Origin of the sequence: Sulfuricystis multivorans (assembly GCF_003966565.1) — a bacterium.
GTDB lineage: Bacteria > Pseudomonadota > Gammaproteobacteria > Burkholderiales > Rhodocyclaceae > Sulfuricystis > Sulfuricystis multivorans.
Map to the genome: position 1 here is coordinate 983487 of NZ_AP018718.1, position 18789 is coordinate 1002275.

20 protein-coding genes are annotated in these 18789 nt (G+C 62.8%); all 20 read left to right on the forward strand.

All coding sequences use genetic code 11. The features are described from left to right. The first annotated feature begins 191 nt into the window (after positions 1–191). The 20 genes from EL335_RS04905 (at position 192) to asd (ending at position 18709) form a co-directional block, all read left to right on the forward strand. Complete coding sequence (locus EL335_RS04905) at positions 192–1196, forward strand: TRAP transporter substrate-binding protein (protein ID WP_126444654.1); 1005 nt, start codon at positions 192–194, stop codon at positions 1194–1196. Between the two features lie 66 nt (positions 1197–1262). Next, a complete protein-coding gene (locus EL335_RS04910) occupies positions 1263–2000 on the forward strand; it encodes a TRAP transporter small permease (RefSeq protein ID WP_126444656.1) in 738 nt (245 codons plus the stop codon). Further along, positions 1997–3283, forward strand: a complete 1287-nt coding sequence (locus EL335_RS04915; RefSeq protein ID WP_126444658.1) for a TRAP transporter large permease — start codon at positions 1997–1999, stop codon at positions 3281–3283. Before EL335_RS04910 ends, EL335_RS04915 begins: the two co-directional genes overlap by 4 nt. A 132-nt stretch (positions 3284–3415) precedes the next feature. Further along, positions 3416–3844, forward strand: coding sequence for a nucleoside-diphosphate kinase (gene ndk, locus EL335_RS04920; protein WP_126444660.1), 429 nt, complete (start codon positions 3416–3418; stop codon positions 3842–3844). Then, positions 3844–4953: a dual-specificity RNA methyltransferase RlmN gene (gene rlmN, locus EL335_RS04925; RefSeq protein WP_126444662.1), complete on the forward strand. Its 1110-nt coding sequence runs from the start codon at positions 3844–3846 to the stop codon at positions 4951–4953. Before ndk ends, rlmN begins: the two co-directional genes overlap by 1 nt. Beyond that, on the forward strand, positions 4950–5756 hold the full coding sequence (pilW, locus tag EL335_RS04930) for a type IV pilus biogenesis/stability protein PilW (RefSeq protein WP_126444664.1): 807 nt from the start codon (positions 4950–4952) through the stop codon (positions 5754–5756). Before rlmN ends, pilW begins: the two co-directional genes overlap by 4 nt. Continuing rightward, positions 5753–6601, forward strand: coding sequence for a helix-turn-helix domain-containing protein (locus EL335_RS04935; RefSeq protein WP_126444666.1), 849 nt, complete (start codon positions 5753–5755; stop codon positions 6599–6601). Before pilW ends, EL335_RS04935 begins: the two co-directional genes overlap by 4 nt. A gap of 2 nt (positions 6602–6603) precedes the next feature. After that, complete coding sequence (ispG, locus tag EL335_RS04940; protein ID WP_431306258.1) at positions 6604–7833, forward strand: flavodoxin-dependent (E)-4-hydroxy-3-methylbut-2-enyl-diphosphate synthase; 1230 nt, start codon at positions 6604–6606, stop codon at positions 7831–7833. Then, positions 7830–9125, forward strand: coding sequence for a histidine--tRNA ligase (gene hisS / locus EL335_RS04945; protein WP_126444670.1), 1296 nt, complete (start codon positions 7830–7832; stop codon positions 9123–9125). Before ispG ends, hisS begins: the two co-directional genes overlap by 4 nt. 2 nt (positions 9126–9127) lie before the next feature. After that, entirely contained in the window at positions 9128–9790 is a 663-nt protein-coding gene (locus tag EL335_RS04950; RefSeq protein ID WP_126444672.1) for a tetratricopeptide repeat protein, read from the forward strand. After that, the gene (bamB, locus tag EL335_RS04955) at positions 9787–10950 is read left to right on the forward strand and encodes an outer membrane protein assembly factor BamB (protein ID WP_126444674.1); all 1164 of its coding nucleotides are present in this window, start codon (positions 9787–9789) and stop codon (positions 10948–10950) included. Before EL335_RS04950 ends, bamB begins: the two co-directional genes overlap by 4 nt. Next, positions 10950–12275, forward strand: coding sequence for a ribosome biogenesis GTPase Der (gene der, locus EL335_RS04960; RefSeq protein WP_126444676.1), 1326 nt, complete (start codon positions 10950–10952; stop codon positions 12273–12275). Before bamB ends, der begins: the two co-directional genes overlap by 1 nt. A 236-nt stretch (positions 12276–12511) precedes the next feature. Further along, complete coding sequence (gene fdxA / locus EL335_RS04965) at positions 12512–12841, forward strand: ferredoxin FdxA (protein ID WP_126444678.1); 330 nt, start codon at positions 12512–12514, stop codon at positions 12839–12841. Positions 12842–12894: 53 nt separating this feature from the next. Then, on the forward strand, positions 12895–14019 hold the full coding sequence (aroC, locus tag EL335_RS04970; RefSeq protein WP_126444680.1) for a chorismate synthase: 1125 nt from the start codon (positions 12895–12897) through the stop codon (positions 14017–14019). A 46-nt stretch (positions 14020–14065) separates the two neighbouring features. After that, positions 14066–14329: an HP1242/YdcH family protein gene (locus tag EL335_RS04975; RefSeq protein WP_126444682.1), complete on the forward strand. Its 264-nt coding sequence runs from the start codon at positions 14066–14068 to the stop codon at positions 14327–14329. Further along, positions 14326–15519 (forward strand): MFS transporter, encoded by a 1194-nt coding sequence (locus EL335_RS04980; protein WP_284155454.1) that lies wholly within the window; start codon positions 14326–14328, stop codon positions 15517–15519. The genes EL335_RS04975 and EL335_RS04980 overlap by 4 nt, the downstream gene beginning before the upstream one ends. Beyond that, a complete protein-coding gene (locus EL335_RS04985) occupies positions 15516–16295 on the forward strand; it encodes a M48 family metallopeptidase (RefSeq protein WP_126444684.1) in 780 nt (259 codons plus the stop codon). Before EL335_RS04980 ends, EL335_RS04985 begins: the two co-directional genes overlap by 4 nt. 66 nt (positions 16296–16361) lie before the next feature. Next, positions 16362–16481, forward strand: coding sequence for an entericidin A/B family lipoprotein (locus EL335_RS04990; RefSeq protein WP_126444686.1), 120 nt, complete (start codon positions 16362–16364; stop codon positions 16479–16481). 20 nt (positions 16482–16501) lie between these two features. After that, entirely contained in the window at positions 16502–17566 is a 1065-nt protein-coding gene (gene leuB, locus EL335_RS04995; protein WP_126444688.1) for a 3-isopropylmalate dehydrogenase, read from the forward strand. A 21-nt stretch (positions 17567–17587) separates the two neighbouring features. Next, on the forward strand, positions 17588–18709 hold the full coding sequence (asd, locus tag EL335_RS05000; RefSeq protein ID WP_126444690.1) for an aspartate-semialdehyde dehydrogenase: 1122 nt from the start codon (positions 17588–17590) through the stop codon (positions 18707–18709). Positions 18710–18789: the final 80 nt, after the last annotated feature.

Sequence of the window (18789 nt, forward strand, 5' to 3'; positions counted from 1 at the left end):
CGGATGCCCGTTTCGGAAAAGGGGGGCAGTTTAACCCTTCGCATCGAGCGGGCAATCATGGCGAAGCATATGTCTGCGGAAAACCACAATGGCGCATGGCATTCGGAAAGCGCTAACTTGACAAGCCAAGAAAGCAGGATCGTATCCATGCGGCTTGGCCGCTTCATCGAATGGTTCCAAGGAGACGAGAAATGAAACTACGCACGCTCATGATGGGCCTCATCGCCGCCACATTCGCCTGCACGGCGCTGGCGGATCAGCCGATCGTCATCAAGTTCAGCCATGTCGTGGCCACCGACACACCGAAAGGCAAGGGGGCCGAGTTCTTCAAACAGAAGGCCGAGGAACTCACCAAGGGGCGCGTCAAGGTCGAGGTCTATCCGAACAGCACGCTCTACAAGGACAAGGAAGAAATGGAGGCCCTCCAGCTGGGCGCCGTGCAGATGCTCGCGCCGTCGCTCGCCAAGTTCGGCCCCTTGGGCGTCAAGGAATTCGAGCTCTTCGATCTGCCGTTCATCTTCGACAATTACGGGGAGTTGCACAAGGTCACCACCGGACCGGTCGGCAAGTCGCTGCTGAAGAAACTCGAGTCGAAGGGCATCCTCGGCTTGGCCTACTGGGACAACGGCTTCAAGGTGATGAGCGCGAACAAGCCGCTGCGCATGCCAGAAGACTTCAAGGGGCTGAAAATGCGCATCCAGTCCTCGAACGTGCTGGATGCCCAGATGCGCGCGCTCGGCGCCTTGCCGCAGAAGATGGCCTTCTCCGAGGTCTATCAGGCATTGCAGACCGGTGTGGTCGATGGCACCGAGAACCCGCCGTCGAACCTCTACACGCAGAAGATGCACGAGGTGCAGAAGTATGTGACGCTCTCCGACCACGGCTATCTCGGCTATGCGGTGATCGTCAACAAGAAATTCTGGGACGGCCTGCCAGCGGACATCCGCAAGGCGCTCGAAGACGCGATGGAACAGGCGACCCGTTATGCCAACCAAATCGCCAAGGTCGAGAACGACCAGGCCCTCGAGGCCGTCCGGAAGTCTGGCAAGAGCGAGATCATCACCCTGACGCCGGAGCAGAAAAAAGCCTGGAAAAAGGCCCTCGTCAAAGTGCATGAGCAGATGGCCGACCGTATCGGCAAGGAGCTGATCCAGTCGGTGTATCAGGAAACCGGCTTCGATCCGCACAAGCTTTGATTTCTTTGCTGCGTTAGCGCGAACGCGGGGAGCACGCTGCTCCCCGTCGTTTTGTCGGGAAAGCGCATGAAGATCCTCGATCACCTCGAAGAATGGCTGATCACCTTTCTGATGGGGGCGGCAACGACGATCATCTTCGTCGCCGTCTTGCATCGCTATGCCTCGGGTTGGCCGATCCCGGTCGTGCAGGACTGGCTGATTTCGCTCGACTTCTCCTGGGCGCAGGAGCTTTGCATCATCATGTTCGTCTGGATGGCCAAGTTCGGCGCCGCCTATGGGGTGAGAACCGGCATCCACGTCGGCGTCGATGTCTTGATCAATCGACTCTCCGACCGCACTCGCGCCAAGTTCATCGTCTTCGGCCTACTCGCCGGGGCGCTGTTTACGGGCATCGTCGGCACGCTGGGAGCGACCTTCGTCTGGGAAAACGGCGCGCACTACAGCATCTATAAATTCCTCGGCCTGGAGCTTGGCGACCTTTACGAAGGCCCGACGACGCCAGACCTCGAGTGGCCGACCTGGATCGTCTATTCGGCGATTCCTCTCGGCTCCTGGCTGATGTGCTTCCGCTTCCTCCAAGTCATGGTGAGCTTCATGCGCAGCGGTGAACTGCCGCATCATGATCACGGCCATGTCGAAGGTCTGCCAGAAGGCGAGTCGCTCGAACCTGGCAAGGATGACGCGATCTACCGGATGAACGATGACCTGCATCCGCGCAGCGTGTTTGCCGGCCCCGAGCGTCGGCAGCGCGACGACGGCCCGCCTGCTGGCGGCGATCGCCGTGCTGGGGGTGCCCAGTCATGAATTCGCTCCTCATCTTTTCGCTGCTGGTGGCGCTGATGCTGACCGGTATGCCGATCTCGATCTCGCTCGGCCTCACGGTGCTGTCCTTCCTGTTCTTCATGACCCACGTGCCGGTCGAGTCGGTGGCGCTGAAGCTGTTTACCGGCATCGAGAAGTTCGAGATCATGGCGATCCCGTTCTTCATTCTCGCCGGCAATTTCCTCACCCACGGAGGTGTGGCACGGCGCATGATCAAGTTCGCCACCTCGATGGTGGGCCACTGGCACGGCGGACTGGGCTTGGGCGGGGTGGTCGCCTGCGCGCTGTTTGCGGCGGTATCGGGCTCCAGCCCGGCCACCGTCGTGGCGATCGGTTCGATCCTGATGCCGGCGATGGTCAAAGCCGGCTTCCCGAAGCGCTTCGGCGCCGGTGTCATCACCACCTCGGGCGCGCTCGGCATCCTGATTCCGCCGTCGATCGTGATGGTGATGTATTCGGTGTCGACCAACACTTCGGTGGGCGCGCTGTTCATGGCCGGCGTGATTCCGGGGCTGGTGATGGCGACGATGCTCGGTATGACGACCTGGTACCGCGCCTGGAAGAACGCTTACCCGCGTCAGCCGCGGGCGTCGTGGGGCGAGCGCTGGACGGCCTTCCGCGAATCCGCTTGGGGGGTGTTCCTGATCGTCGTGGTGATGGGCGGCATCTACAGCGGCATCTTCACGCCGACCGAGGCCGCGGCGATGAGCGCGGTATATGCCTTCTTCGTCGCCGTGTTCGTCTATAGGGACATGGGGCTGAAAGATGTGCCGCGCGTGCTGCTCTCGTCGGCGAACATGAGTGCGATGCTGCTCTACATCATCACCAACGCGGTACTGTTTTCCTTCCTGATGACGCATGAGAACATCCCGCAAGAGATGGCGAACTGGATGATCGGTACTGGCGTCGGGGTAATCGGTTTTTTGCTGATCGCCAACGTGCTGTTGCTGATCGCCGGCAACTTCATGGAGCCTTCGTCGATCGTGCTGATCCTGGCGCCGATCCTGTTCCCGATCGCCGTCAAGCTCGGCATCGACCCGGTGCATTTCGGCATCCTGATGGTCGTGAACATGGAAGTCGGCATGTGCCATCCGCCCGTCGGTTTGAACCTCTACGTTTCCTCCGGGATCACCAAGATGGGCATTACCGAGCTGACGGTCGCGGTCTGGCCCTGGTTGCTGACGATGCTGATCTTCCTCGTCATCGTCACCTACTGGCCACCGCTGTCGCTGTGGTTGCCGCGCACCCTGGGCATGATCCACTGAGAAAGCCTTGCTGCGCACAAGCCCGGCCGTCGGACCGGGCTTTTTTGTCGCTGCTGCGGGCGGGGAAGGTCGATTCTGCGATAAAATCCGCAGTCCTTTGTTTTTCATATCAATCTGCTGGAGAATCTCAGAATGGCCATCGAACGCACTCTGTCGATCATCAAACCGGATGCCGTGGCGAAGAACCTGATCGGCAAGATCTATTCCCGTTTCGAGACCAACGGTCTCAAGATCGTCGCCGCCCGCATGGCGTGGCTCTCGGAACGTGAAGCGGCCGGCTTCTATGCCGTGCACAAGGAGCGTCCTTTCTTCAAGGATCTCGTCAAGTTCATGACCTCCGGTCCGGTGATGATCCAGGTGCTCGAAGGCGAGGACGCGATCGCCAAGAACCGTGCGTTGATGGGCGCGACCGACCCGAAAAAGGCCGAACCCGGCACCATTCGTGCCGATTTCGCCGAGAGCATCGATGCCAATGCCGTGCATGGCTCGGATGGCCCCGAGACGGCGAAGACCGAGATCGCCTATTTCTTCCCGGAACTGGACGTTTTCTCTGGCCGTTGATGACGACCAATCTGCTCGATTTCGATATCGACGGGCTGACAGCCTGGTTCGCGCAATTGGGCGAGAAACCCTTCCGCGCGCGCCAGGTGCTCTCCTGGATGCATCGTTTCGGCGTCGACGATTTCGGGCAGATGACCGATGTGGCGAAAAGCCTGCGCGCCAAGCTCACGGAAACGGCCGAGATTCGTGGTCCTGTTCCCGTGCGTGACAGCATGGCTGCCGACGGCACGCGCAAATGGCTGCTCGACGTCGGGCAGGGCAATGCCGTCGAGACGGTATTCATCCCCGAAGCCGGTCGCGGCACCCTGTGCGTGTCGACGCAGGTGGGTTGCGCGCTGGAATGCGCTTTTTGTTCGACGGGCCGGCAGGGTTTCAACCGCAATCTCTCCACCGCCGAGATCATCGGCCAGCTCTGGCACGCCAACCGTGTGCTCGGCGCGGTGAAGCAGCCAGGGGTGGGCGATCCAAGAGAACGCGTGATCAGCAACGTCGTGCTGATGGGTATGGGCGAGCCGTTGGCGAACTACGACAATGTCGTGGCGGCGCTCAGACTGATGCTCGACGACCATGCCTATGGCCTGTCGCGTCGACGCGTCACCGTCTCCACCGCCGGGATGGTGCCGGCGATCGATCGGTTGCGCGAGGATTGTCCGGTGGCACTGGCCGTCTCGCTGCACGCGCCGACCGATGCCTTGCGCGACGAACTGGTACCGCTCAACAAGAAATATCCGCTCGCGGAGCTGATGGCCGCTTGCCGGCGCTATCTGGAAAACGCGCCGCGCGATTTCATCACTTTCGAATACGTGTTGCTCGCCGATGTCAATGATCGCGACGAGGATGCCCGCGCTTTGTCGAAACTGGTGCGCGACATCCCCTGCAAGTTCAACCTGATCCCGTTCAATCCCTTCCCGGATTCGGGTTTTCGCAAGCCATCGATGGAGCGCGTGCGCCGCTTCCAGGCAATCCTGATGAACGCCGACATCGTCACGACGGTGAGGAAAACCCGCGGCGACGAGATCGACGCGGCTTGTGGCCAGTTGGCCGGGCAGGTCAGGGACAGGACCAAACGCCGTTCGGTCGAGCTCCATCCAGAGGCAATCGCCCAATGATCCCGTTGCGCTTTTTGCCGTTTGTCTTGGCATCCGCCCTGCTAGGATGTGCGAGCACCTCCGCTCCCCCCAAGCCGGAACCGCTGCCCGATCTGGAACAAAAGACGGCGATCAGCCCACCCGTTGCCGCGGATCCGCGCGAACGGGCGAAGGTGCATACCGATCTCGGTCTTGCCTATCTGCGTGAGGGTCAGTACGAAATCGCGCTCAACGAGGCGAAGATCGCCATCGAGGCCCAGGACGGCTATGCTCCCGCCTACAACCTGAAAGGGCTCGTGCATATGGCCCTCGGGCAGAACGGGGAGGCCGAAGCGGCTTTTCGCCAGGCGTTGGCGCTGGCCCCGGGCAATCCAGAAATCAGCAACAACTTCGGGTGGTTCCTCTGCCAGACGGGCAGGGTCAAGGATTCTTTCGCCTACTTCAACAAGGCGCTTGCCAATCCGCTCTACAAGACGCCCGCCACCGCCTTGCACAACATGGGCGTGTGCGCGCTGCTGGACAAAGACGACGTCACCGCCGAGTCTCATCTGTTCCGTGCCTTGAAGCTCGACCCGAACGACTTGCGCGCCTATTACCTGCTGGCCGAAATCGATTACCGGCGCGGACGTTACGAAGACGCACGCGAGTGGCTGCGCAAATTGCACGAGAGAATCGAACCGACGGCCGAGACCGTATGGCTTTCCTTGCGCATCGACCGTAAACTCGGCGACCACAAGAGCGAGGCGGCCAACATGGGCATCTTGCGCCGCAAATTCCGCGATTCGCCCGAATACCTGTTGATGATGCGCGGAGCGTTCGATTGAGCGAGTTGGAGCACGACATCGCCGGCAGCGAAACCTCGCCGGCTGCACAAACCCTTTCTGTCGGGTCGCAGTTGCGTGCCGCGCGCGAAGCCGCGCAATTGACCCCTGACGATGTCGCCCAGGCGCTGAAATTCAGCCCCCGGCAGATCGCCGCCCTCGAGGCCGACGATTACGCTGCGCTGCCCGGTGCAACGATCGTGCGCGGCTTCGTGCGCAACTACGCGCGTCTGCTGAAACTGGATGCGACGAAGTTGCTGCAGCAACTCGATGACGCCTTGCCAAGCGGGCCCGTCGAGGTGCGACCGCCCGATAACATGGGGATCGCCAGCGAGCGACGTGGGTTGCGGGAATCCTCCCCGTTGCTGACCCTCTCACTGGTGCTACTGCTGGCGGCTGCCTTGCTGATGCTGTGGCATTTCTTCGGCCCGGTGCCACAGCGGGCCGCGCCGGCGGCAGCTGGCGCAGAATCGTCGATCGGACAAACCACGAACCAGCCGCCGGCTTCACCGGCACCAACGCCCGTTACTGCGTCGGCCGACACTCCCGTTACTGCGTCGGCCGACAGCCCCGTGCCGGCGCCGGCCGATGTGGCGACCGGTCAGGGATCCTCGCCGGCTTTGCATTTCTCGTTTGCCGATCGTTCCTGGGTCGAGGTCGTCGATGCAAACAAGCAGGTGCTGCACAGCGGCGAGAATCCGCCGGGTAGCGAATTGAACCTCGTTGGTCAGCCGCCCTTCGACATCGTGATCGGCAATGCCACGAAGGTCACACTGTCCTATGATGGCAAGCCGATCGATCTCGCTCCTCATACGCGAGCGGAAGTGGCGCGCTTAAGACTCGAATGACCATGACGGCGAATATTCCAACACGCCGGCTGACGCGACAGGTCATGGTCGGCAAAGTCTGCGTTGGCGGGACGGCACCGGTTGTCGTCCAATCGATGACCAATACCGACACCGCCGACGTCTTCGCCACGGCCCAGCAGGTAGCCATGCTCGATCGCGCCGGCGCCGAGATCGTGCGCGTCACGGTGAATACCCGCGAGGCTGCGGCTGCGGTGCCGAAGATCAAGGAGCGGCTGCTGCAGCTCGGGCTGGAGGTGCCGCTCGTCGGTGACTTTCATTTCAACGGCCACAAGCTGCTCGCCGAGGTGCCGGAATGCGCCGCCGCGCTCGACAAGCTGCGCATCAATCCCGGCAACGTCGGCAAGGGGGCCAAGCGCTTCGATCAGTTCGCGCAGATGATCGAATTCGCCTGCAAATTCGGCAAGCCCGTGCGTATCGGCGTCAATTGGGGTAGCCTCGATCAGGAGCTCCTCGCCCGGTTGATGGACGAGAATGCCCGTCGCTTGGAGCCGAAGGACGCGACGGGGCTGATGCGTGAGGCGATGGTGACTTCGGCGTTGGAGTCTGCGGCGCAGGCCGAGAAGCTGGGCTTGCCCGGCAATGCGATCGTGCTCTCCTGCAAAGTGAGTGGGGTGCAGGATCTGATTGCGATCTATCGCGAGCTGGCGGCGCAGTGCGACTACCCGCTGCATCTGGGGCTTACCGAGGCCGGCATGGGCAGCAAGGGCATCGTCGCCTCGACCGCAGCGCTGGCCGTGCTGCTGCAGGAGGGCATTGGCGATACGATCCGTGTCTCGCTGACGCCGGAACCGAATGAGCCACGCACCAAGGAGGTCGTCGTCGCGCAGGAAATCTTGCAGACGATGGGCCTGCGTGCCTTCGTGCCGTTGGTGGTGGCCTGCCCCGGCTGCGGCCGCACCAGCAGCACTTTCTTCCAGGAGCTCGCGCAGGACATCCAGACCTATGTGCGGGAGAAGATGCCCAAGTGGCGGCTCGAACACCGTGGTGTGGAAATGATGACCGTGGCGGTGATGGGCTGCGTGGTCAATGGCCCCGGTGAAAGCAAGCATGCCAACCTCGGCATCTCGCTGCCCGGCACGGGTGAAGCGCCGGTGGCGCCCGTCTATGCCGATGGCGAGCGCCTCACCACCTTGCGCGGCGAGAACATCGCCGCCGAATTCCGCGCCATCATCGACGCTTACGTTGCAAAAACCTACCCAAGGCATTCATGAGTCGAGTCTTGCAAGCCATCCGCGGCATGAACGACATCCTGCCGCCCGAATCCGAGCGCTGGGAAGCCTTCGAGGAGACCGTGCGCGACTGGCTGTTTTCCTACGGCTACCGGCCGATCCGCATGCCGCTGGTCGAACCCACGCCGCTGTTCGCGCGCGCCATCGGCGCGGTGACCGACATCGTCGAGAAGGAGATGTATTCCTTCATCGACAGCCTCAATGGCGAATCGCTCACGTTGCGCCCGGAGGGGACCGCCTCCTGCGTGCGCGCCGTGTTGCAGCACAATCTTCTTTACGATGGGCCGAAGCGGCTGTGGTACATGGGGCCGATGTTCCGCCATGAACGGCCGCAGAAAGGCCGTTACCGGCAGTTCCACCAGGTCGGTGTCGAGGCGCTGGGGCTGGCGGGTCCCGATATCGACGCCGAGCAGATCCTGATGTGCGCGCGGCTGTGGGACGATCTGGGGCTCGACGGCATCCGCCTCGAGATCAACTCGTTGGGGCAGCTCGATGAGCGTACGAAGCATCGCGCCGACCTGATCAGTTATCTGGAAAGGCATATCGACCAGCTCGACGAGGACGGCAGGCGGCGGTTGCACACGAATCCGTTACGTATCCTCGACACCAAGAACCCGGCCCTGCAAACGCTCGTCGAAGGAGCGCCGAAGCTGATCGATTATCTCGGCGAAGCCTCGCTGAAACATTTCGAAGGCGTACAGCGACTGCTCAAGGATGCCGGTGTTCCCTACCGGATCAATCCGCGGCTGGTGCGCGGGCTCGACTACTACAATCTGACCGTGTTCGAGTGGGTCACCGACCGGCTCGGCGCCCAGGGCACCGTTTGCGCCGGCGGGCGCTACGATGGGCTGATCGCGCAGCTGGGTGGCAAGCCGGCGCCCGCCTGCGGTTTTGCGCTGGGCGTCGAGCGGCTGATGGCGCTGCTGGAGTCCCAAAGCGGCCTGCCGGAAGCGCCGGCGCCCGATGTCTATCTCGTGCATCAGGGCGAGGCGGCGCAGCGTCTTGCCTTCCGGGTGGCGGAAGCCTTGCGCGACATCGGTTGCGCGGTCATCAGCCACATGGGCGGCGGCAGTTTCAAGTCGCAGATGAAGCGCGCCGATGCCTCTGGTGCGCAGCTGGCGGTGATCATCGGCGAGGACGAGGCGCAGAAGAACGAAGCGAGCCTGAAGCCCTTGCGGGTCGAGATGGAGCAATGGCGCGTGGCCGTCGATGGGCTCGCGGATGCGGTAAGCGACTGGCTCTTCGGTGCGGATGAAGCAATCAACGAGGAATGAGCATGGCAACCTACGATCTCGAAGAACAGGAACAGATTGAAGAGCTGAAGACCTGGTGGAAGCTGCACGGCACGTTGGTCACCTCGGTGGTGGTCGCTTTCGCCGTCGCCGTGGTCGGCTGGCAGGTCTGGCAATGGTGGCAACGCAACGAGGCCGCCAAGGCCGCGCAGCTATTTGGCAATCTGCAGCAGGCGCTGGCGCAGCAGGATGTCAAACGCGTGCGCCTCTTGGCCGGCGAACTCGTCGACAAGCATGCCGGCACGGCCTATGCCGGCATGGCGGCGATGGTCGCCGGCAAGGTGCTGGCCGAGACCGGCGATCTGAAATCGGCCCAGGCCCAGTACGGCTGGGCGGCGGAACATGCGACGGATCAGGGCACGCGTGATCTCGCGCGGCTTCGGCAGGCCATCGTGCTGGCCGAGGAAAAGTCGTTCGACGAGGCATTGAAGCTCCTTGCCGTGCCGCCAACGCCGAATCTGATGATGCGCTTTCTCGAAGTGCGCGGCGACATCCTCGCCGCCCAGGGCAAGGCCGCTGAGGCCCGCAACGCCTACGAGGAAGCGATCAAGGCGCTCGAAGCCGACCGCAAGGCCGAGGGTTTGCCGCCCGGAACGTACCTCGACATCCTGAAGGACAAGCGCGACGCGATCGGGGTGAGCTCATGAGGTTCTCCGCACTGCTGTTGTCGTGCGCCACCGTGCTGCTGGCCGGCTGCGCCGCCTTGAGCGACACCGTCGATGCGATCAATCCCTTCAGCAAGTCGGTGCCGAAGGCCAAGCCCGCGCCGCTGCCGGTCATCCAGCCGCAGGCCGAGATCGGCCGTCTCTGGCAGGCGAGCATCGGCAAGGCCGGGGAATATGCGCTGACGCCGGCCGTGGTCGGCGAAAGCGTCTATGCCGCAGCGCGTGACGGCACGCTGGCGCGCTTCGACGCCGGCCGCCAGGTCTGGAGGATCGAGACTGGCAAGCCGCTCTCCGGCGGTGTCGGCGCCAGCGACCAGCTGGTGGTGGTCGGCACTCCGAAAGGGGAGGTGCTTGCCTTCCATGCTCGAGATGGCAAGTTGGCCTGGCAGGCGCAGGTCAGTTCCGAAATCCTTGCCTCCCCGGCACTGGCCGGCGATCTCGTCGTCGTGCGCAGCGCCGACGCGCACATCTTCGCCTTCGATGCGGCCTCTGGCCTCCGCCGCTGGCTGTATCAGCGGCCTCTGCCCACGCTGGTGCTGCGCTCCACGGCGGGCGTCGTGCTGACCGACAAGGCCGTCTTTGCCGGTTTCCCCGGCGGCAAGCTGGTCGCGATCGCGCGTGGCAATGGTGCGGCGCTGTGGGAATCCACGGTAGCGCTGCCGCGTGGCACGACCGAACTCGAGCGCATCGCCGATGTCGCCAGCGATCCGGTGGTCGAAATGGCTACCGTCTGTGCCGTCGCCTATCAGGGACGGCTGGCCTGTTTCGACAGCGACAATGGCCGGCAGCTCTGGGCCCGCGACATCTCCTCGGTGGCAGGTCTCGACATCGGCCAGCGGGCCATCTTCGTCACGGATGAAAAGGGCGTCGTGCATGCCTTCGAACGCAACGGCGGTGCCACGCTATGGAAGCAGGACAAGCTGCGCCTGCGCGGTGTCGGCCGCCCGCTGGCGCTGGACCGCAAGGTCGTCGTCGGTGATTTCGAGGGTTATCTGCACGTGCTCGCCGAGGACGACGGCAGCTTTCTCGCGCGCAGCTCGACCGATGGCTCGCCCCTGCTGGCGCCGCTGCGGCGCATGGCGGCCGAGAATTTCGTCGTGCAGACCAGAAACGGCGGCATCTTCGCCTTCGCTTTGCGTTGATGATTCCCACGCTCGCGCTCGTCGGCCGTCCCAATGTCGGCAAATCCACGCTGTTCAACCGGCTGACCAAGTCGCGGGCGGCGCTGGTCGCCGATCAACCTGGGCTGACACGCGATCGCCACTATGGCCAAGGCCGGCTCGGCAAACGCCCCTTTCTGGTCATCGATACCGGTGGTTTCGAGCCGCAGGCGAAGGAGGGGCTGGTTTATGAAATGGCGCGCCAGGCCGAGGCGGCGATCGCCGAAGCCGATGCGCTGTTGTTCATCGTCGATGTGCGCACGGGACTCACGCCGCAGGACAAGGTGATCGCCGAGCGACTGCGTCGTTCGGGCCGCCCTGTGTATCTGGTCGTCAACAAGGCCGAGGGCATGGACCGCGATGTCGTCGCGGCGGAATTCCACGAACTCGGCTGTGGAGAACCCTATGTCATCTCCGCCGCGCACGGCGAAGGGGTGCGCGAGCTGCTGGAGCTGGTGCTGGCTCGCTTTCCCGAGGCAGCCGAAGAAGCGCCGGAAGAGACCGGGCCACGTGTGGCGATCGTCGGCCGGCCCAATGTCGGCAAGAGCACGCTGGTCAACACCCTGCTCGGCGAGGAGCGCATGATCGCCTTTGACCAGCCGGGCACGACGCGCGATGCGATCGCCACGCCGTTCGAGAAGAATGGCCGGCGCTACACGCTGATCGACACGGCGGGCCTGCGCCGTAAGGGCAAGGTGTTCGAGGCCATCGAAAAGTTTTCGGTGGTCAAGACGCTGCAGGCGATCGAGGCCGCCAATGTCGTGGTGCTGATGGTCGATGCGAGCCAGAACATCTCCGACCAGGATGCACACATCGCCGGTTTTTGCTGTGATGCCGGTCGCGCGCTGGTGCTGGCGGTCAACAAGTGGGATGCCGTCGATGCCTATCGTCGCGAGCAGGTCAAGCGGGACATCCAGCGCAAACTCAATTTCCTTGGCTTTGCGCGCGTGCATTACATCTCGGCGCTCAAAGGACAGGGTGTGGCGGGTCTGCTACAGTCGGTCGCCTTGGCTTACGCCGCCGCGATGGCCAAGCTGCCCACTCCGAAGCTGACGCGCGTGCTGCTCGACGCCGTGCAAAAGCAGGCGCCGCCGCGACATGGCAACGTGCGCCCGAAGCTGCGCTATGCCCATCAGGGTGGCAGTAATCCGCCCGTGGTCGTGATTCACGGCAATGCGCTCGAGCACGTACCGCCGGCCTACGTGCGCTATCTCGAGCATGCTTTCGTCGAGGCGTTCGGGCTGCAGGGCACACCCTTGCGCATCCAGTTCAAGAGCAGCAAGAACCCTTACGTCGATAAGGGCTGAAACTCGGTGCTGGCGGGGAAATGAGAGCGTCCCGCCGGGCACCGGCTTTTCTCGTCGAGCCGGCGCTGGCGGGGAAATGAGAGCGTCCCGCCGGGCACCGGCTTTTCTCGTCGAGCCGACGCTGGCGGGGAAATGAGAGCGTCCCGCCGGGCACCGGCTTTTCTCGTCGAGCCGGCGCTGGCGGGACGGCATGCCGCGGCTATACTTAACGAAAGCAGTTGTGAAGGAGGGCGAAGATGACCTACGTCGTGACGGAAAACTGCATCAAGTGCAAATATACGGACTGCGTCGATGTCTGCCCGGTCGATTGTTTCCGCGAGGGGCCGAATTTCCTCGTCATCGATCCGGACGAGTGCATCGACTGCACCTTGTGCGTGCCGGAGTGTCCGGCCGAGGCGATTTTCGCCGAGGACGACGTGCCGGACGAGCAACGCGAATTCGTCGCGTTGAACGCAGAGCTGGCCAAGCAGTGGCCGCCGATCGTCGAGCGCAAGGCGCCCTTGCCGGATGCGGACGAATGGCGCGGCAAGCCGGGCAAGAAATCCTTGCTCGAACGCTGCGGTTGAGCGATGCTAGACTGCATGGCCCTTTTCGCCTCCTGTCCTGATACCGTATTCTGATGCCCGGCAATACCCTCGGCACGCTGTTTTCCGTCACCTCGTTCGGCGAATCGCACGGGCCGGCGATCGGTTGCGTCGTCGATGGCTGCCCCCCGGGGCTCGAACTGTCTGCCGGCGACATCCAGGTCGAGCTCGATCGCCGCAAGCCTGGCACCTCGCGTCATGTCACGCAGCGACGCGAAGCCGATGAAGTCGAGATTCTCTCCGGCGTCTTCGAGGGCAAGACCACGGGCACGCCGATCGCGCTCCTGATCCGCAATACCGATCAGCGCAGTAAGGACTACGGCAGCATCGCGCGGACTTTCCGGCCGGGTCATGCCGACTACACGTACTGGCAGAAATACGGCATCCGCGACTATCGCGGTGGTGGGCGCTCTTCCGCGCGAGAGACGGCGGTGCGCGTCGCCGCCGGCGCGATCGCGAAGAAATGGCTGAAGGAACGTTTCGGCGTGTCGATCCGCGGCTGGATGAGCCAGCTCGGGCCGATCGAGATTCCTTTCGTCGATGCCGCGGAGATCGACCGTAATCCCTTCTTTGCGCCGAACGCCGCGATCGTGCCGGAGCTCGAGGCTTATATGGATCGACTGCGCAAGGAGGGCGATTCGGTCGGCGCCAAGATCGAGGTCGTGGCCAGCGGCGTGCCGCCGGGCTGGGGCGATCCGGTCTATGACCGGCTCGATGCGCGGATCGCCTATGCGATGATGGGCATCAATGCGGTCAAGGGGGTGGAAATCGGCGCCGGCTTCCGAAGCGTTGCCCAGCGTGGCAGCGAGCATGGCGACGAACTGACGCCACAGGGGTTCCTCTCCAATCACGCTGGCGGCATCCTGGGCGGCATTTCCACCGGCCAGGAGGTGCGCGTCTCCATCGCCATCAAGCCGACCTCGAGCATTCGCATTCCGCGCCGCTCGATCGACATCGACGGTCGGCCGGTGATGGTATCCACCGAAGGACGTCACGATCCCTGTGTCGGTATCCGTGCCACGCCGATCGCCGAGGCCATGCTCGCGCTGGTGCTGATCGATGCCGCGCTGCTCGATCGGGCGCAATGCGCCGATGTGCATTGCCCGACGGCGGCGATTCCCGGCCAGGCGCCACCGGCTGGATCGGACTCGGCCTGTTAGAATCCGGCCCATTTCGATAACACGACAAACAGGGAAGAATACAGCCATGCACGTCGACCATCACGATCTCTACAGCGAGTTTCCGGAACTGCGCGACGCCATCGACACGATGAAGGCCGAAAGCGGTTTCTTCGCTGCCCTTTGCGCCCGCTACCACCGCCTGACCGGCAAGGTCGAGGATCTCGAGGAGCATGACATGCCGGTGGCCGACTTCACGCTCGAAGACATGAAGAAAGAGCGCGTCAGGCTCAAAGACGAGATCTACCAGTTGCTGATGGCTTACCGCATCGGTCAGAAACACTGCGCTTGACCATAGGCCAGCACGGCCACTCGCCCGAGCCAGATCGTCAGCAGCTTACTCGGCTGGCCGTTTGGTATTTCTTTTATTTCTCCTTCGTCGGGGCGTTTGCGCCGTATTTCACACTCTATCTCCAGGATGTCGGCCTGCCGGCCAGCGAGATCGGCATGCTGATGTCCGTGCCGCAGGTGATGCGCCTCGTGGCGCCGAATCTTTGGGGATGGCTTGCCGATCATCTCGGCGTGCGCGCCGCGGTGATCAAGCTCGCCGCGTTCGGCGCACTCATCGGTTTCGTTGCTTTCTTCCTGTCCCGCGATCTGGCCGTGCTGTTTGCCGCGATGGCGCTCGTCTGGTTCTTCTGGAGTGCCGCATTGCCCCTCGTCGAAGCGATGACCCTCGACCGGCTCGCCGGGCAGACCGAGCGTTACGGCAGGATCCGCTTGTGGGGGTCGATCGGTTTCATCGCCAGCGTGCTGGGCTTGGGCGCATTGCTCGATCACCTGCCGATCGGCACGATCCTCTGGGCCTGTTTGGCGATCCTTGCCAGCGTGCTGGCCAGCGCCATGACGCTCGAAGAAACGAAACTCGGCGCTCGTGGCACGGCACCTCCGATCGGCGCGCGCTTGCGTCGGCCTGCGGTGCTGGCGCTCTTGGCCGCGTGCTTTTTCATGTCGGTCGCACATGGGCCGCTTTATGTGTTCTACTCGATCCATCTCGTCGCGCATGGCTACGACAAGCTGTCGATCGGCATGCTTTGGTCGCTCGGCGTGATCGCCGAGATCGTCGTCTTCATGAACATGCCACGCCTGATGGGCCATGTTTCGCTGCGTGCCATCCTGTTGGCGAGTTTTGCCTTGGCTGTGCTGCGCTTCCTGCTGATCGGCTGGGCGGCGGATTATCCAGTGGCGCTGCTGTTCGCCCAGCTGCTCCATGGTGCGACCTTCGGCGCCTACCACGCAGCGGCGATGGCGGTGCTGATCCGTTGGTTCGAACCTTCGCAGCAGGCGCGCGTCCAGGGCGTTTATGGCAGTATTTCGTTCGGTGCCGGCGGCATGGTGGGCGGCCTGGTCAGCGGCCAGGCATGGGATCCTCTCGGCGCCGGCATGACCTATACGCTCGGGGCGCTGTTTGCCGCCTGCGGCTGGCTGTTGGTCTGGCGCGGCTTGTCAGCGCAATCGCTCACACCGCTGAAAGAAAAATGAAGAGCAAGGCATTGCTTCTGTCGCTGGCGGCCGTTTTTCTCCTGCAGACCGGCTGCAGCACCGTACCGGTCACTGGCCGCTCGCAGTTGCTGATGGTTTCGGAGCAGCAGGAAATCCGCATGGGGCTGACGAGCTTCAGGGAGATCCTCGAAAGGGAAAAGCTCAACACCGATCCGCTCATCAACGATCGTGTGCAACGTATCGGCCGCCGCATCGCCGCCGCGACCGGCCGCACGGATTATCAGTGGGAATTCAAGGTGATCGAGAACGACAAGACCGTCAATGCCTTCTGTCTGCCCGGCGGCAAGGTCGCCGTTTATACCGGCCTGCTGCCGGTGGCGCAGGACGATGCCGGCCTCGCGGCGGTGATCGCGCACGAAGTCGCCCATGCGATTGCACGCCACGGCGGAGAGCGCCTCAGCCAGGAAATGGTGGTCGCCGGACTGACCGTCGCCACGGTGATGGCCACCAGCGATTCGTCGCGCCGCGATCTTTATGCCGGCTTGCTCGGCGCGGGCGCGGCGGTCGGTTTCCTGCTCCCCTATTCACGCTTGCACGAATCCGAGGCCGACCGCATGGGGCTGATCTACATGGCCAAGGCGGGCTACGATCCGCGTGCCGCGCTGGCGTTGTGGCAGCGGATGGCGGCGCAGGCGAAAGGAAAGTCGAAGCTTCCGGAATGGCTCTCGACCCATCCGGCAGACGAAACGCGGATCAGGCAAATCGAGCGTTGGTTACCGGAGGCTTTGAGCCATTACCATCCGAGCAAGAACTGACCTCGCCGGAATCTCGCTGCTTCCATAGTGCTGTCATGCGATAATTTTTCTTTTTTGGAGACGAACATGAAGAAATTGCTGGGTTTGTTCGCCATCGTGTTGTTTCTCACCGGTTGCAACACCGTCCATGGGATCGGCAAGGATATCGAGAAGGGTGGCGAAGCGATTCAAAGAGCCGTCAAGTAATTCAGTCAATAGGAATCCTGATGAAAATCCTCGTATTGCCCGGTGATGGCATCGGGCCGGAAATCACCGCCGAGGCGGTGCGCGTTCTCGAGGCACTCGACCTGAAATTCGAAATGGAAGAGGGGCTCTTGGGCGGTTGTGCCGTTGATGCAACCGGTGACCCTTATCCCGAGGCGACACGGAAGCTCGCGCGCGAGGCCGATGCCGTACTGCTCGGCGCCGTCGGCGGCCCAAAATGGGACGGCAACCCGCGCGAACAGCGACCCGAACGCGGTCTCTTGGGCATCCGCAAAGAGCTTGGCCTGTTCGCCAATCTGCGCCCGGCAGTGCTCTACCCGGAGCTTGCCAATGCCTCGACGCTCAAACCCGAGATCGTGGCCGGCCTCGACATCCTGATCGTGCGCGAACTGACCGGCGACATCTACTTCGGTCAGCCACGGGGAATCGAGAAGCGCAACGTCGATGGCGAAGAGCAGCGGGTCGGTTTCAACACGATGATCTATGCCGAGAGCGAGATCCGCCGCATCGCCCGTGTGGCCTGCGAGGCGGCGCGCAAGCGCAATCGCCGCGTCTGTTCGGTCGACAAGATGAACGTGCTCGAATGCACGCAGCTGTGGCGCGACGTGGTGACCGAGACGGCACGCGAATATCCTGATGTCGAGCTGTCGCACATGCTCGTCGACAATGCCGCGATGCAGCTGGTGAAAAACCCCAAACAATTCGACGTGATGGTCACCGGCAACATGTTCGGCGACATTCTCTCGGACGAAGCCGCGATGCTGACGGGTTCGATCGGCATGCTGCCCTCGGCATCGCTGGACGAAAAAAACAAGGGGCTCTACGAACCCTGCCATGGTTCGGCGCCGGACATTGCTGGCAAGGGGTTGGCCAACCCGCTGGCGACGATCCTCTCGGCTGCGATGATGTTGCGCTATACGTTCAGTAACGAAGAAGCGGCCTGCCGGATCGAGAATGCGGTGAAGCGGGTACTGGCCCAGGGGCTGCGCACTGCCGATATCTTCGAGCCGGGCACCCGGAAGGTCGGCACAAAGGAAATGGGCGACGCGGTGCTCGCGGCGCTTTGATCGACGAGAGGAACGCGGATCATGAAGAAAGTAGGTTTGGTGGGTTGGCGCGGCATGGTCGGCTCGGTGCTGATGAGCCGCATGCGCGAAGAAGGCGATTTCGCCCTGATCGAACCGGTTTTTTTCACCACCTCGAACGTCGGCGGCCAAGGGCCGGCGGAGGCCGGCGGCGCGCCGCTCAAGGATGCCCGTGACATCGCCGCCTTGCGGCAGATGGACATCATCATCAGCTGTCAGGGTGGTGAGTACACGAAGGAGGTGTTCGCTCCCCTGCGTGCCGCGGGCTGGAATGGTTACTGGATCGACGCTGCATCCTCCCTCCGCATGGCCGATGATGCGATCATCATCCTCGATCCGGTCAATCTAGACGTCATCGAGGCGGGGCTGGCGAAAGGCATCAAGAATTACATCGGCGGCAACTGCACGGTGTCGTTGATGCTGATGGGACTGGGTGGGCTGTTCCATCACGATCTGGTCGAGTGGGTCTCGGCGATGACCTATCAGGCGGCTTCTGGCGCTGGCGCGCAGAACATGCGCGAGCTTTTGGCGCAGATGGGTATGCTGCACGAGGCGGTGAAAGCGGAACTCGCCGATCCCGCTTCCGCCATTCTCGACATCGATCGTAAGGTCGCCGAGACGATGCGCTCGGCGACATTTCCGACCAAGAACTTTCGTGGCGTGCCGCTCGCTGGCAGTGTGATTCCCTGGATCGACGTACCGGTCGAGCACGGCCAGTCGAAGGAAGAGTGGAAGGGCGGGGCAGAATGCAACAAAATCCTCGGCCGTCCACCGTTTCGCTCGCCGGGCAGCATCCCGATCGATGGCATCTGCGTGCGCGTCGGTGCGATGCGCTGCCACTCGCAGGGGCTGACCATCAAACTCAAAAAAGATGTGCCGCTCGACGAACTCGCGGACATCATCGCCAAAGGCAACGATTGGGTGAAGGTGGTAGCCAACGAGCGCGAAATCACCGAGCGGGAGCTGACACCCGCTGCAGTGACTGGCACGTTGACCGTGCCGGTGGGCCGTCTGCACAAACTGGCGATGGGGCCGGAATACCTCGGCGCATTTACCTGTGGCGACCAGCTGTTGTGGGGCGCCGCCGAACCCCTACGCAGGATGTTGCGGATTTTGCTCGCCTGAGCACGTATCCGGCATATGAAGTACAAGTCGAGCTTGCGCCATTAAGTGCATGATGTTATTTTGAATACTGGGTTATCTCT

Bases quoted from the DNA above. Each gene is read 5' to 3' on its own strand.
- EL335_RS04905 (WP_126444654.1), top strand. From the start codon at position 192: ATGAAACTACGCACGCTCATGATGGGCCTCATCGCCGCCACATTCGCC.
- EL335_RS04910 (WP_126444656.1), top strand. From the start codon at position 1,263: ATGAAGATCCTCGATCACCTCGAAGAATGGCTGATCACCTTTCTGATG.
- EL335_RS04915 (WP_126444658.1), top strand. From the start codon at position 1,997: ATGAATTCGCTCCTCATCTTTTCGCTGCTGGTGGCGCTGATGCTGACC.
- ndk (WP_126444660.1), top strand. From the start codon at position 3,416: ATGGCCATCGAACGCACTCTGTCGATCATCAAACCGGATGCCGTGGCG.
- rlmN (WP_126444662.1), top strand. From the start codon at position 3,844: ATGACGACCAATCTGCTCGATTTCGATATCGACGGGCTGACAGCCTGG.
- pilW (WP_126444664.1), top strand. From the start codon at position 4,950: ATGATCCCGTTGCGCTTTTTGCCGTTTGTCTTGGCATCCGCCCTGCTA.
- ispG (WP_431306258.1), top strand. From the start codon at position 6,604: ATGACGGCGAATATTCCAACACGCCGGCTGACGCGACAGGTCATGGTC.
- hisS (WP_126444670.1), top strand. From the start codon at position 7,830: ATGAGTCGAGTCTTGCAAGCCATCCGCGGCATGAACGACATCCTGCCG.
- EL335_RS04950 (WP_126444672.1), top strand. From the start codon at position 9,128: ATGGCAACCTACGATCTCGAAGAACAGGAACAGATTGAAGAGCTGAAG.
- bamB (WP_126444674.1), top strand. From the start codon at position 9,787: ATGAGGTTCTCCGCACTGCTGTTGTCGTGCGCCACCGTGCTGCTGGCC.
- der (WP_126444676.1), top strand. From the start codon at position 10,950: ATGATTCCCACGCTCGCGCTCGTCGGCCGTCCCAATGTCGGCAAATCC.
- fdxA (WP_126444678.1), top strand. From the start codon at position 12,512: ATGACCTACGTCGTGACGGAAAACTGCATCAAGTGCAAATATACGGAC.
- aroC (WP_126444680.1), top strand. From the start codon at position 12,895: ATGCCCGGCAATACCCTCGGCACGCTGTTTTCCGTCACCTCGTTCGGC.
- EL335_RS04975 (WP_126444682.1), top strand. From the start codon at position 14,066: ATGCACGTCGACCATCACGATCTCTACAGCGAGTTTCCGGAACTGCGC.
- EL335_RS04985 (WP_126444684.1), top strand. From the start codon at position 15,516: ATGAAGAGCAAGGCATTGCTTCTGTCGCTGGCGGCCGTTTTTCTCCTG.
- EL335_RS04990 (WP_126444686.1), top strand. From the start codon at position 16,362: ATGAAGAAATTGCTGGGTTTGTTCGCCATCGTGTTGTTTCTCACCGGT.
- leuB (WP_126444688.1), top strand. From the start codon at position 16,502: ATGAAAATCCTCGTATTGCCCGGTGATGGCATCGGGCCGGAAATCACC.
- asd (WP_126444690.1), top strand. From the start codon at position 17,588: ATGAAGAAAGTAGGTTTGGTGGGTTGGCGCGGCATGGTCGGCTCGGTG.